9 protein-coding genes are annotated in these 13,330 nt (G+C 62.4%); 6 read left to right on the forward strand and 3 right to left on the reverse strand.

Going from position 1 to position 13,330, the window contains the following annotated elements; translation table 11 throughout:
- The first annotated feature begins 193 nt into the window (after positions 1-193).
- Together K0F88_RS21850 and K0F88_RS21855 are read left to right on the forward strand one after the other, a co-directional pair.
- A complete protein-coding gene (locus K0F88_RS21850; protein ID WP_094468228.1) occupies positions 194-976 on the forward strand; it encodes an enoyl-CoA hydratase in 783 nt (260 codons plus the stop codon).
- Complete coding sequence (locus K0F88_RS21855) at positions 973-2,154, forward strand: acetyl-CoA C-acyltransferase family protein (RefSeq protein WP_094468229.1); 1,182 nt, start codon at positions 973-975, stop codon at positions 2,152-2,154. Before K0F88_RS21850 ends, K0F88_RS21855 begins: the two co-directional genes overlap by 4 nt.
- 124 nt (positions 2,155-2,278) lie before the next feature.
- Here the strand turns inward: K0F88_RS21855 and K0F88_RS21860 are convergent, their stop codons facing one another.
- Complete coding sequence (locus K0F88_RS21860; protein ID WP_219096505.1) at positions 2,279-6,790, reverse strand: hemagglutinin repeat-containing protein; 4,512 nt, start codon at positions 6,788-6,790, stop codon at positions 2,279-2,281.
- A gap of 105 nt (positions 6,791-6,895) precedes the next feature.
- On the reverse strand, positions 6,896-8,623 hold the full coding sequence (locus K0F88_RS21865; protein WP_219096506.1) for a ShlB/FhaC/HecB family hemolysin secretion/activation protein: 1,728 nt from the start codon (positions 8,621-8,623) through the stop codon (positions 6,896-6,898).
- Between the two features lie 239 nt (positions 8,624-8,862).
- Between K0F88_RS21865 and K0F88_RS21870 the strand changes: the two genes are divergently transcribed.
- A complete protein-coding gene (locus K0F88_RS21870; RefSeq protein WP_094468233.1) occupies positions 8,863-9,984 on the forward strand; it encodes an HlyD family secretion protein in 1,122 nt (373 codons plus the stop codon).
- Positions 9,981-11,591: a DHA2 family efflux MFS transporter permease subunit gene (locus tag K0F88_RS21875; RefSeq protein WP_219096507.1), complete on the forward strand. Its 1,611-nt coding sequence runs from the start codon at positions 9,981-9,983 to the stop codon at positions 11,589-11,591. Before K0F88_RS21870 ends, K0F88_RS21875 begins: the two co-directional genes overlap by 4 nt.
- Here K0F88_RS21875 and K0F88_RS21880 read toward each other — a convergent pair whose 3' ends face one another.
- Complete coding sequence (locus K0F88_RS21880; protein ID WP_094468235.1) at positions 11,592-12,032, reverse strand: carboxymuconolactone decarboxylase family protein; 441 nt, start codon at positions 12,030-12,032, stop codon at positions 11,592-11,594.
- A 200-nt stretch (positions 12,033-12,232) separates the two neighbouring features.
- Here K0F88_RS21880 and K0F88_RS21885 point away from each other — a divergent pair, with 200 nt between their 5' ends.
- Together K0F88_RS21885 and K0F88_RS32515 are read left to right on the forward strand one after the other, a co-directional pair.
- Positions 12,233-12,739 carry a sigma-70 family RNA polymerase sigma factor gene (locus tag K0F88_RS21885; RefSeq protein ID WP_219096508.1) on the forward strand — a complete coding sequence of 169 codons (507 nt, stop codon included), beginning with the start codon at positions 12,233-12,235 and terminating at the stop codon, positions 12,737-12,739.
- Positions 12,739-13,330, forward strand: a 592-nt coding sequence (locus tag K0F88_RS32515; protein WP_374039735.1) for a FecR domain-containing protein, incomplete at its 3' end; no start/stop codon positions are given. The genes K0F88_RS21885 and K0F88_RS32515, both read left to right, overlap by 1 nt.

The following is a 13,330-nucleotide window of genomic DNA, read 5'->3' on the forward strand; positions in this document are numbered from 1 at the left end:
TTCCGATCTGGATGAGCGGATGAATCCACTATTGAGCGATTCAGCAAACGGCACCATACCCCGAATGGGTGTGTGAGCCTTGCGACGGCCCGACATGGCAAAAAGCGGCAGTTTCGTTGACGGCTTTTGTCATAGATCCGGCGCCGATCCCGCGCTTAGAGTGCCCTTCATAGCGATCACCCAGAGCACGTACATGAACGACCTGATCAAACAAGAACGAAACGAAGGTGTACTGACGCTCACCTTTGACCGCCCCGACAAGCTCAACGCGCTGAATAACAGGATGTACACGCAGTTAGCCGACCTGTTGCTGGCCGCTGATGAAGACGCTGAAATCGGCGTGATCATTATCACCGGCGGCGACACGTGCTTTACCAGTGGCAACGACCTGGCGGATTTTCTCCAGCATCCGCCGACCGATCTGGACAGCCCGGCGTTTCGCCTGATGCGCGTGGTCATCCACCTGCAAAAACCGTTGATCGCGGCGGTCTGCGGAGCGGCCATCGGCATCGGCACCACCCTGCTGCTGCATTGCGATCAGGTGCTGGTCACGCGCAATGCCCGGTTGCGCATGCCGTTCGTGAACCTGGGCCTGTGCCCGGAGTTCGGCGCAAGCCTGCTGCTGCCGCGCCTGCTCGGTCATGCCCGGGCGGCGCGTTTGCTGCTGTGGGGCGACAGCCTGGACGGCGGCGCCGCCGTCGCGTGTGGATTGGCCAACGAACTGTTCGACGACGGGCCACAGTGCCTGGCCGCCGCCGAGCACATGGCTCGGCGACTGCTGGCGCTCCCCCAGGAAGCCCTGCGTCAGACCCGGCAACTGCTCAAGCAGACATCAATGCCGGAACTGCAAGCCACCATTCGCCAGGAGAACTTGCTGTTCATCAAGCGCCTGACCACCCCTGAAGCGCAGGCAGCATTGAACGCACTGGTTAATCGCAGCACTGAAAAGAACCCATCCACAGGAAAGCCTTCATGAACACCCCAGACGTATTTGTTGTCAGCGCCGCACGCACCGCCATCGGCACCTTTGGTGGCTCGCTCAAAGAGGTTCCGCTGGCCGATCTGGCGACCACGGCCGTCAAGGCCGCCCTGGAGCGCTCCGGCGTGGACCCGGCGCAAATCGGCCATCTGGTGATGGGCAACGTGATCCCGACCGAGACCCGCGACGCGTACATTTCCCGGGTCGCCGCGATGAACGCCGGCATCCCGAAAGAAACCCCCGCCTACAACGTCAACCGCCTCTGCGGTTCCGGCCTGCAAGCCATCATCAGCGCGGCCCAGACCTTGCTGCTGGGCGACGCCGAGATTGCCATCGGCGCCGGTGCCGAGTCCATGAGCCGTGGCCCGTACCTGATGCCGTCCGCCCGTTGGGGCGCGCGCATGGGCAACGTCCAGGCCATCGACTACATGCTGGGCATCCTGCACGACCCGTTCCATGGCATCCACATGGGCATCACCGCCGAGAACGTCGCCGAGCGCAACGGCATCACCCGCGACATGCAGGACGCTCTCGCCCTGGAAGATCAAAAACGCGCGGCGTTCGCCATTGCCAATGGCTACTTCAGTGAGCAGATCGCAGCGGTCGAAATCCGAGGCCGCAAGGAAACGACGCTGTTCAGCATCGACGAACACCCGCGTTCCACTTCCCTGGAACAACTCGCGCAGATGAAGCCGGCGTTCAAGAAGGACGGTTCGGTCACGGCCGGCAATGCCTCGGGCCTGAACGACGGCGCTGCGGCACTGGTCATGGCCACCGGCAGCGCGGTGCAAGTCAACAATCTTCGCCCGCTCGCTCGCCTGGTCAGCTATGCCCACGCCGGTGTTGAGCCAGAACTGATGGGCCTGGGCCCGATTCCCGCCACGCGCCTGGCGCTCAAACGCGCAGGCCTGACCGTGGCTGACCTGGACGTGATCGAAGCCAACATCGCCTTCGCCGCCCAGGCCTGTGCGGTCAGCCAGGAACTGGACCTCGACCCGGCCAAGGTCAACCCGAACGGCTCGGGCATTTCCCTCGGTCACCCGGTGGGCGCGACCGGGGCGATGATTGCCACCAAAGCCATCCACGAACTGCAGCGCATCAACGGGCGTTATGCGCTGGTGACTATGTGCATTGGTGGTGGTCAGGGGATTGCGGCGATTTTTGAGCGGGTTTAAATGTTAGAGCGACGGTAAACAAATGTGGGAGCGAGCTTGCTCGCGATGCGGTGTTCCAGGCGAGAATTTTCTCGGCTGTACCGCCGCTATCGCGAGCAAGCTCGCTCCCACAGAGTCTTGCGTTTTAGATGTTTTTTTCGTCGATCCCAGCCTGTAACGACTGACTATCGAAATGACCGCCAAGGGTGACAGGCCCCAGTTTGACGCTGTGCTCACCCGGTGTTGAAACGACCGGTTTACTGGCTTCACCCTCTGCCTTTTCAGGCAAATCCAGACCGGCGTTGACCCCATAATCACGGTTGTCCACGGTCGTCGTGCTGACCTTCGACCCACCCAGATCAACGCGGCCTTCAGTGGACGAAACCCGTGCACCGGTCAGCTGCGTTGCGCCGCCTACCTTCAGGTTCACGCCTTGGGTGCCACTGATACCGGAAACCTGGCTGACGCTGTCTTTATGCACGTAGCCACCCTCAAGTTTCAGCGTCGGTTTGTAGTCGGTCCCGCCCGGTTTCACATTCTCTGCGACTGTGTCCTTGTCGGACGGTGCGGCCTTCTTGCCCGTCAGGCCGAGGTCAACATCAAGCTTGGCGCTAGTCTGGCTGTCCTGGCGGCTTTCCACGTTCAGGTCACCGCCGACCTTGCCGCTGACGCTCGCCGCATCGATCCGCGCGCCCGCCAGACGAGTATCACCCACGCTGTTCAACACCACGTTGTCAGCCTTGATCTGGCTGTTCTGCTGGGTGGTGCCTTGCTGGTAATCCACGCCGACCTTGGCCCCGGCATTGAAGCCGTGATCACTCGTGGCGACGTTCTGTTCATCCACCACAACCGGCGTGCTGTTGCTCAGGTTGCCGCCGGCATTCAGAGCCACATTCCAGTTGCTCCGGTTTTGCGTGGACTCGGCCGACTCCTGATAGATTCCGCCATTCTGCGCATCAAGACTGACGCCCGGGGCGTTGACCTGAGTGCCTTGCAGGTGGATCGCCTCACCGCTGAGGGCGATGCTGTCCTGGCTGTTGAGCTGGCCGCCGGTCAAGGTCCGGCTCGATTCGTTGACCCGACCGATGTTGAAATTGCCGCTCACGTTACCGCCCTGGTCAGCACTTTTCTCCGTGCTGGTTTTGCTGCCGCCCACCTTGAGGCCGCCGCCGAGGTTGCTGCCGGTCGCGGTGTGGGTGTCGGTCGCCGCTTGCAGATCGAGTTTGCCGCCAGCCTTCAGGTCGATGCCACCCACTGTGTCGACCTTGGTCCCTTGCTGGATCTGGTCGCCACCGCTGCTCAGCAGCACCGGACCTTTACCCTGAATGCTCGCCACACGCGCCTGGCTGTCTTCAGTCTGTTTGCCGGTGTGATCGAGCTGGAAACCAGCGCCAAGATCGACATTGGTGCCGTTGGTGCCCGGCGCCGTGCCGACGTTCAACGAGCCGTTGCCGCGCAGGCTGGAGGTGTCGCTGCTCTGATGGTCATTGGCCTGGTTCAGCGCCAGTTCGCCGCCAGTCTTGATCGCAACACCGCCCTGCCCGCCATCGAAATGGCTGCCTTCGAACTGACCATCGCCGCGCAGGTTGATGTTCACGCCTTCGCTGCCGGCATAGCGGCCGACGACGGCGTTCGAGCTGTCTTTGCGCGTCTGGCTGCTGCCGCCCGCGCCGCTGCCGGCGACGTTCACGTCCTCACCGGTTTTGGTGTAGACCCGCACGTCAGCCTTGGCGTCCAGTGCCTGATCGGTGCTGCTGTGGGTATTGCTCGCAGCGCTCGCCACCAACGTATCAGCGTTGATATTTACCTTGCCCGCGCTCGCCTTATATTGCGTGCCTTGGTCCTGCAACGTCCCGGCCACGTTCACATCCACGGTGCTGCCCTTGAACTGGCTGGCCACGGCGTTGCTGGTTTGCTCGGTGTGGCTGGCGTTCTGATGACCGATGGCGACGTCGATGCCCACGTTGGGTTGACCGAGATTCGCCAGTGCATCCTTGTCCGGCACCTTGCCGGCGAGTACGTCCTTGACCGCGCCGGCGATTGGCCGGGCGATGTCTTTGTACTCGACGTTGGCGCCGATGTCCGCCGACCAGTTGCTGTCTTTATGGGTGCTGCTGTCGGTGTTGTGCACAGCGCGATTGTCGACTTCAACTGCGGCGACATTCAGGCCTTTGCCGGCATCCAGACGCGCGCCTTCGGTGGTCAGTTTGCCGGTGTTGATGGTCAGGTTGCCGCTGCTCTGCACGCCGGTAGTTTGTGCAGTGGTTTTGCCGGTGGTGTCTTGTGAAGTGCTATGCGCGAAATCGACACCACTGCCAGCACGGTCGAGACCGCCGGTGTAGTAGAAGCCGCCGCGGGTGCTGGTTTGATCGGTCGAGGTGCTGTGGCTGTCCTGTTCGGCCAGCAGCGAGACATTTTTGCCGGCCAGTGTCGCGTCGCCGTGGGTGGCGCTGACCTCGGCGCCCTTAAGCGTCAGGTCGCCGCCCCCCACCAGTTGCACGGTGCCGCCGCTGAGGCTGGAACTTTGCTGCTTGACGTCGCTGTTGGTCACGGTTTGCTGCTTGTCTTCGTAATGCACACCGGCACGATACTGCCCCGCGTCCGGGCCGTTTTCCCTGGCGTAGGCATCGAAGCCGCGCGTCTCGGTGGTCGTGCTGCTGCCGCGAGTGTCTTGCGCGGAATGCACCTTCACATCCCCCGCCGCGTCAGCACTCAGGGTGCCGCCGGCCTTGACCGTGGAACCGGCCACCTCAATATCCTTGGCGCTCTTGAGCGTAAGGTTGCTGTCCGAGGTCAGCTCGCTGCGCACCGTGCTGCTGTCCTTGGCGGTCTGCCGCGTTTCGTCCTTGGTGATGCCGAAGAACTTGCTGTCCTTGTCGTGGCTGTTGGTGTGAGAGGTGTCCTGCACGCCATCGATCACCAGCGAACCCTTGTCGCTGATGACGCTGGATTCGGTGCCGCCGCGCACCTGGCTGCCACTGATCCGCACGTCGTCCGCCTTGACGATCAGCTTGCCGGCCGCGTTGATTTTGCTGCCCTGGTTCTGGGTCTTGCCTTGATCGGCGTCGCCGGTCTTGCCAAAGAAACCACCGCCCACCAGATCGCCCGAGTATCGGTTGTCGCTGTTGCGCTGAGTGCGGCTGGCGCTGGTGATTTCCACCTGTTTGCCCGCGAGGTGGATGTCAGCGGCGCTGCTCAATTCAGCCCCTTCGGAATGCAACAACCCGGCGGTTTGCAGGGCGATGTTGCCGCCCTTCAAGTGGCTGGTGATGCTGCGCTGCTCTTCGCTGCTGGTGTTCCAATCGGCTTTCCACAAGTGTTTGCGATGGTTGCCCTGATCGGTCTGGGTGTGGCTTTCAGTGGCGGCGCTCAGGCGCAGATCGCCGCCGCTTTGCACGCTCAGATTGTTCGCCGCTTCGACCTTGGCCGCTTTCAGTTCAGTGTCGCCAGCGGACGACAATTGCGCGTCTCGGCTGGCGAGAATCTGGCTGCCATGCTGGCGTGAATCGCTGTCGGTCTGCGTGCGGTCGTAGGTTTCCCAGGTGATGCCGAGGGTGCTGTTGTTCCAGTTCTCGCGCTTCTCCTGGAGACGGCGACTTTCGACGGTGGTCAGGGTCAGGTTGCGTCCGGCGTCGAGTTTGACGTCGCGACCGCTGACGTCGGCGGCGGCCAGGGTCAGGTCCTTGCCGCTGTGCAAGCCAACGTCACCCTGGCTGCTGCGAACGCCTGCCCGGACCACTTCGAGACTGTCGGGAACGGCTTGGCCGCTGATGCTCAAATCGCCTGCCGAGCGAATCTGCACGCCCTCACGACCCGCGACCTGCACCGGCCCGACCCGCACACCCGCGCCTTCGGCGGTGCTGACGATGTTGATGCGCCCGGCCTGCATGGCACCAAACAGGCTGGCGTCGATGCGTTGATCGGTGGTGTTGCCGGCCGGGTCCACGGTTTTCACCTGGCCCGAGGCGTAATCCACCTGATTGCGGCCGACGGTGAGGTTCAGTTGATCCCGAGCGTTGAGGCTGCCCTGGCTGTCGATGCGCGGGGCGATCAGGTTGATCGAGCCCTCACGGTTTTGCAGGCCCGCGCCCTGAATCTGCAACGTCCCGGTGGCATCACGGGTGCTCAGGGCTTGCAGCTTGCCGTCGTTCAATTCGGGACGGCCGACCACCAGATTGGCGTTCGGTGTGTTGATGAAACTGCCGCCGTTCACCGAGATGCCGTTGGGGTTGGCCAACACATAATCGGCGGCGCGGCCGAAGATTTCCTGGGCACCGTTGATGGCCGACGCGTTGCGGCTGACCACTTCGTTGAGGATCACGCTCGCGGCCTGGCCCTGGAGCTGCGGATTGGCGGCCAGTTGCCCGGCGAGTTGGGATTGCCCGGCCTGCAAGGCGTTGTTCAACACCAGACCCTGTCGATCGACGTTGTAATCGAGGAACTGGTTATGCGACAGGCCCGAGCCGTTGGGCGCAACGATATTGACGATCGGCACGCCGCCCTGGGTTTGCAGTTGCGCAGTGCCGCCGGGGCCCGGCGCGACCACCACGCCGCCCGCGAGAGCGCTGGGCAGATGGGCAATCAGGAACAGGCTGGCAATCGCCCAGCGCAGTTTTCCCCGAGGGGAAAGATGAAACGCAAATGTTTGTTCAGGCATAGGAACCTCTCAATAAAAGTGCGGCATCACGTTGCGCGTTGGGATGATTACCGAGGCTGTCGCGCACAGGTCCGACGGCTGAGTGTGTGTCGGGTGAGTCGGTGGTCATATCTGCAACCCCACGCGCATCAGCCAGGTCTCTGGCTCATGCCTTAAACCGCTGGGGGTGTTGAGGCTGCGTTGGTAATCGACGTCCACTTGCAGGTTTTTCCAGCTCAGGTTGACCCCGGCGCTGGCCCCGCTCAGGCGTTGGCCCTGGGCGCCGTGGTCGGCCTTGACCCAGCCGTTGTCCAGCCCCAGGCGCGGGGTGACGCGCACCGGCCAATCGCTGCGCAGCGGCAGGCGCAAGGTGTTGCGCCAGATCGCGCCGCTGGCACCAGACGCACTGTTGACCCGGTAACCGCGCACGGCGGAATCGTCGGTGCCGAGCAGTTGTTCGATGGCCGGCAGCGGATCGGGGCTGTACTGCACGTTCAATTGGCTTTGCCACTGCCACGTCTGCTGACCGAACCTCCCGTTGCGCCATTGGCTGAGACCGGCGCGGTACTTGCGAAACTGCGCCTTGGGCAGGTTGTTGACCTGGCGCTGGGCATCGTCATCGGCACCGAACCAGCGCAGGCCCTGGGCGTAATTGACGTCCAGGTTCCACACGGCGCTGTTGAGCCAGAACAGGTTCAAACCGGCTTCGGCCACGGTCAGGGTCGGGCTCTGGATACCGAGGCGAATATTCTCCAGATAACTGTCGACGTCCTTGTGGGCCAGTTGCAGATTCGCGCTGAGCTGACGGCTTTGATCGCGCCACAGCACCCGGTCGGCGCGCACGCTGAGCTGGTCGGTGATGCCGCTGCTGTGGAACTCCAGGGTGCTGAGTTTGAACGGCGCACGGTATTCGGCATGGCTGGCGAACACGCTGTAGGTCCAGTAGCCGTAAGGAATGGCGTAGTAAAGGCTGGCGTTGCGGCTGTAGCGATCGCCGCGATTGAGGGTGTCGCTGACGCTCACATTGAGGGCGTCGTTGAGTTCCAGCGGACTGTCGAGGCTCAGGCTCAAGGTGTCGCGATCACGCCCGGTGCTGGCGCTGCCGAGGTTGTCGACGCCCAGGCCCAACGCCCATCGCGACTGGCCGTTTGTGCGCGAACGCAGGATGATCCGCGAGGCGCCGGGCTGCGTGCCGGGGGCGATGTCGGCCGTCAGGTCAAGCGAACGCAAGCGGTTCAGTTGATCCAGGCCTTGCTCCAGATCGCGCAGGTACAGCGGCTTGCCGAGCATTCCGGGGAAGGCGCCGCCGAGTGACACCGGCAGGCTCTGGTCGGCCAGTTCGATGGACTCGACGTAACCTTCATCGACCACGATATCCAGCGATTGCCCGGCGACCGGCGCGCTGCGCAGGTACGGCCGACTGGCGATGTACCCCGCGTCCACATAAAGGCCGGTGATGGTCGCCAGCAGATGGTTGATCTGACCGACGCCCATGCAGGACGACAGTTGCGGCTTGATTCGCTCGTTGAGTGACTGGCTGCTGATCAGGGTAACGCCGCCGACGCGCGTGCCACTTAGCGGCCAGCAGCGTTCATCGGCGGGCACACTGGCGGGGACGGCCGGCGCGACTGGCGCAGGACCAAAGCTGCCGCGCTCCAGTTGCCGACGGCGCTGGTCCAGTTGCAGCTGTTGCAGATCGCGCTGCTGCTGTTGTTGCTGGCGCAGCACTTCCTGGCCTGGGGCGGCAGGCTCTGCCGCCTGGAGTGCAGAAGCACTCAGGCTCAACAACGAAGCCAACAACAGCGTGCAAGGCGAGGAACTACGACGAGGCACAACGCGAAACGAATACGGCACTCAACATCCCTGTCATCATCAAATGGCTTAATGCCATCCCATCAATGCGAGTGATAGTCAGATCGTTCCTACACAAATGCAAGACGCGTCCTACAACGCTTACATTTCTTAAACAATTGGTTTGTTTGTAGTGACCACCGACGACCTGACGACCGGAAGCAGAAATCATTTGCCACAAAATATTACCTACGTCATATTACACTCGTAATAAAGACCCGTTTCCCACAGGTATTCACTCAATGACCAGCATGCCCAGCCTCGAACCCGACGTTGCTGTCCCGGTGAGCACACCCAAGCCTCCCCTGCTCAAACGGTTGATCCTGCTGACGGCGACCATCGCGGCCCTGTTGTTTGCCGGGTTGTACGCGACGCATTGGTGGACGGCCGGGCGTTTCATTGAAGAAACCGACGACGCCTATATCGGCGGCGACGTGACAGTGATCGGCCCGAAAGTCGCAGGGTATATCGAAGAAGTGCTGGTCACTGACAATCAGAAGGTCAAGGCCGGTGACGTGCTGATCCGCCTCGACGCCCGTGACTACCGCGCCAACCTGGCCAAGGCCGAAGGCGCGGTGGCCGCCGAAGAAGCGTTGCTCGCCAACCTCGACGCCACCGAACAACTGCAACACGCGGTGATCGGCCAGGCCCGCGCTGGCATCGATGCCGCCGGCGCCGAAACCGCGCGTTCACGGGACGACAATGCGCGCTACAAAAAACTGGTCGGCAGCAATGCGGTCTCGGTGGAAAGCGCCCAACGCGCCGACGCGACGTTCAAAACGGCTCAGGCCCTCAGTTCGCGGGCCCAGGCCGAACTGCTGGCGGCGCAACGGCAGCTGAACGTGATCGCAACCCAGAAACAACAGGCCCGTGCCGCGCTGATGCAGGCCCACGCCGAACGTGATCTGGCGCAACTGAACGTGGGTTACACCGAACTGAAGGCCCCGGTGGACGGCGTGGTCGGTAATCGTCGGGCGCGGGTCGGCGCTTATGCCCAGGCGGGTTCGCAACTGCTGTCGGTGGTACCGTCCAGTGGTCTGTGGGTTGATGCCAACTTCAAGGAAGATCAACTGGCGCGCATGATTCCGGGGCAGCGGGTGGTCATTCATGCCGACGTACTGTCAGGGCAGGAATTCCACGGTCATTTGGGCAGCCTCGCGCCGGCCAGTGGCTCACAGTTCAGCGTGCTGCCGCCGGAAAACGCCACCGGCAACTTCACCAAAATCGTTCAGCGGGTGCCGGTAAGAATCATCCTCGATCCTGCCGATGGCGTACTCGGTCACTTGCGTCCGGGCCTGTCGGTGACCGCCGAAGTGGACACCCGCAAAGAACCCGAATCTCCGGCCATGGCCAGCGCGCCATGAGTCGCGCCCTCGCCGCCCTCGCCGCCCTCGCCGCCCCCGCGCAACCGTTCAATGCCGCGAACATGGCGACGGCGACCAAGGTCTTCGCCTTCGCCTCCATGTGTATCGGCATGTTCATCGCGCTACTGGATATCCAGATCGTCTCCGCTTCGCTGCGTGACATCGGCGGTGGGCTCTCGGCGGGCACCGATGAAACGGCGTGGGTGCAAACCAGTTACCTGATTGCTGAAATCATCGTGATCCCGCTGTCGGGCTGGCTGTCCCGGGTGTTCTCGACGCGCTGGCTGTTTTGCGCTTCTGCGGTGGGATTCACCTTGGCCAGCCTGCTCTGCGGCGCAGCCTGGAACATTCAGAGCATGATCGCCTTCCGTGCCCTGCAAGGCTTTCTCGGTGGCTCGATGATCCCGCTGGTGTTCACCACCGCGTTCTTTTTCTTCACCGGCAAACAACGGGTGATCGCGGCCGCGACCATCGGCGCAGTGGCTTCGCTGGCACCGACACTGGGCCCGGTGATCGGTGGTTGGATCACCGACATTTCATCCTGGCACTGGCTGTTCTACATCAACCTGGTGCCCGGGATTTTCGTCGCGGTGGCGGTGCCGATGCTGGTGAAAATCGACCAGCCGGAATTGTCGCTGCTCAAGGGTGCCGACTATTTGAGCATGGTGTTCATGGCGCTGTTTCTCGGCTGCCTGGAATACACCCTCGAAGAAGGCCCGCGCTGGAACTGGTTCAGCGACAGTACGATTCTGACCACGGCGTGGATCAGCGGCCTCGCCGGTCTGGCCTTCATTGGCCGCACCCTGCACGTGGCCAACCCGATCGTCGATTTACGCGCCTTGAAGGATCGCAACTTCGCCCTCGGCTGTTTCTTCTCGTTCGTCACCGGGATTGGCCTGTTCGCGACCATATACCTGACGCCGCTGTTCCTCGGCCGGGTGCGCGGCTACGGTGCGCTGGACATTGGTCTGGCGGTTTTCTCCACCGGCGTGTTCCAGATCATGGCGATTCCGCTGTACGCCTTTCTGGCCAATCGTATCGACCTGCGCTGGATCATGATGACCGGCCTCGGGTTGTTCGCGCTGTCGATGTGGGATTTCAGCCCGATCACCCATGACTGGGGGGCCAAAGAATTGATGCTGCCGCAAGCCCTGCGCGGAATCGCCCAGCAACTGGCCGTGCCGCCGGCGGTGACACTGACCCTCGGCGGACTGGCGCCGGCACGGCTCAAACATGCCTCAGGGCTGTTCAACCTGATGCGAAACCTGGGGGGCGCCATCGGCATCGCCGCGTGTGCGACCATTCTCAACGACCGTACCAACCTGCACTTCACGCGGTTGGCGGAACACCTGAACAGCACCAACGAAGCGCTGAACCAATGGCTGTCCCAGGTCGGCAACAACTTCGCCGCCCTCGGCCAGAGCGGCGACGCCGGCGTCACCGCCAGCCTGCATCAACTGTGGCTGCTGACTTACCGTGAAGCGCAGACGCAGACCTATGGCGACGCCTTTCTGATGATCATGGTCTGCTTCATTATTGCCACAGTGATGGTGCCCTTGATGCGCAAGGTGCAACCACCGGCCGCGCCGTCAGCGGATGCTCACTGATCAGGCTTGAGGCATTTTGCGGAAACCCACCGCCAGACGGTTCCAGGCGTTGATCGTGGTAATGGCCACGGTCAGGTCGACCAATTCCTTCGGGCTGAATTCGGATGCCGCCAGTTCGTAGTCTTCATCCGGTGCGTGAGTCTGGCTCAGCAGGGTCAAGGATTCAGTCCACGCCAGCGCCGCACGTTCACGCGGGGTGAAGAATGGCGTTTCACGCCAGGCCGACAGTGTGTACAGACGGCGCTGGTCTTCACCGCCCTTGATGGCGTCGGCGCTGTGCATATCCAGGCAGAAGGCGCAGCCGTTGATTTGCGAGGTGCGCAGCTTGACCAGTTCGATCAGGGTCTTTTCCAGCGGCAACTTCGAAACAGCGCCTTCCAGCGCGATCATGGCTTTGAGGGCATCTGGGGAAGCGGTGTAAAAATCGATGCGAGGTTTCATGGTGGACTCCAATAGCAAGGGGTGGAGCTAAGTTAGTCCTGACGACGCCGTGGACAAATAGCCAATATTTCAGAAGTCGAGGAGGCCATTGGCGGGGCCGATCAAAAAGACAATTGCCAGCGCTCGTGGAGTGCCACTAGAATGCGATCAATTCTTAATTGCACTCAGGCCAGGATGCCCGCAACGAGTATCTGCCCCCCATGTCGTCCGCCGACCAGCCTCTGAATCAGCAAATCCACACCCTCTACAGCGAACACCACGGTTGGCTGCAGGGATGGTTGCATCGAAAACTTGGTAATCGCTGCGATGCGGCCGACCTGGCCCACGATACGTTTCTGCGCCTGTTGACCCGGCAAGTCGTCAAACCCTTTGGCAGCGAACCCCGCGCCCTGCTCACGCACATCGCCAAAGGCCTGGTGATCGACCGCTGGCGCCGTCAGGACCTCGAACGCGCCTATCTGGAGACCATTGCCCAGTTGCCGGTCGCCGAAGTGCCGTCGCCGGAAACCCGCTTGCTGATACTCGAAACCCTGATGCGCATTGAAGCGTTGCTGCGCGAATTGCCCGCCGTCACCCGGGACACTTTTCTGCTGTCGCAAATCGAAGGGCTGACCTACGCCCAGATCGCCACGCGCCTGAGCGTGTCGCTGATCACTGTCAAACGGCACATGCGCGCGGCGTTCATCGCCTGCCTGAGTGTCGCTTGATGAGTCCGTCGGCGATCGACCCACACATCCTCGGCGAGGCCGCCGACTGGCTGGTGCAGCTGCACTCAGGCACCGCGACACCGTCCGACCACAAGGCGATTGCCCAATGGCGAACGCGCAGTGCCGAGCATGCCCAGGCCTGGCAACGGGCCGAAGCGCTGCTCGGAGAATTTCGCGCCGTGCCTGCCAACCTCGCCATCCAGACTTTGCAGCGAGCCGCTCGCAGGGATGGCCTCACTCGCCGCCAGACCCTCACGCGTCTGGGCTTGTTGCTGATGGCCGGGCCCATCGGCATAGCTTCGCAACATCTGCCCTGGCAGCAGTGGACCGCCGATCAACGCACGGCGGTGGGCGAACAGAAAAACCTGCAATTGCCCGACGGCACTCAACTGCTGCTCAACACGGAAAGCGCGGTCGACATCGCCTTCAACCTGCAAGAGCGTCGCGTCGTGTTGCTGAATGGCGAAGTGTTGATCAGCACCGCTAAGGATCCCGGCGCCCGCCCGTTTGTTGTCGAAACCCCGCAAGGGATCGCCCGCGCGCTGGGCACGCGGTTTTGCGTGCGGATCAATGGCTCGCGAAGCCAGGTGT

It is taken from the genome of Pseudomonas sp. UMAB-40, from assembly GCF_900095275.1.
In the GTDB taxonomy this organism is placed as follows: domain Bacteria; phylum Pseudomonadota; class Gammaproteobacteria; order Pseudomonadales; family Pseudomonadaceae; genus Aquipseudomonas; species Aquipseudomonas mandelii_B.

Excerpts from the sequence above, each read along its gene's own strand:
- K0F88_RS21850 (WP_094468228.1), top strand. The coding sequence starts at position 194 with ATGAACGACCTGATCAAACAAGAACGAAACGAAGGTGTACTGACGCTC.
- K0F88_RS21855 (WP_094468229.1), top strand. The coding sequence starts at position 973 with ATGAACACCCCAGACGTATTTGTTGTCAGCGCCGCACGCACCGCCATC.
- K0F88_RS21860 (WP_219096505.1), bottom strand. The coding sequence starts at position 6,790 with ATGCCTGAACAAACATTTGCGTTTCATCTTTCCCCTCGGGGAAAACTG.
- K0F88_RS21870 (WP_094468233.1), top strand. The coding sequence starts at position 8,863 with ATGACCAGCATGCCCAGCCTCGAACCCGACGTTGCTGTCCCGGTGAGC.
- K0F88_RS21875 (WP_219096507.1), top strand. The coding sequence starts at position 9,981 with ATGAGTCGCGCCCTCGCCGCCCTCGCCGCCCTCGCCGCCCCCGCGCAA.
- K0F88_RS21880 (WP_094468235.1), bottom strand. The coding sequence starts at position 12,032 with ATGAAACCTCGCATCGATTTTTACACCGCTTCCCCAGATGCCCTCAAA.
- K0F88_RS21885 (WP_219096508.1), top strand. The coding sequence starts at position 12,233 with ATGTCGTCCGCCGACCAGCCTCTGAATCAGCAAATCCACACCCTCTAC.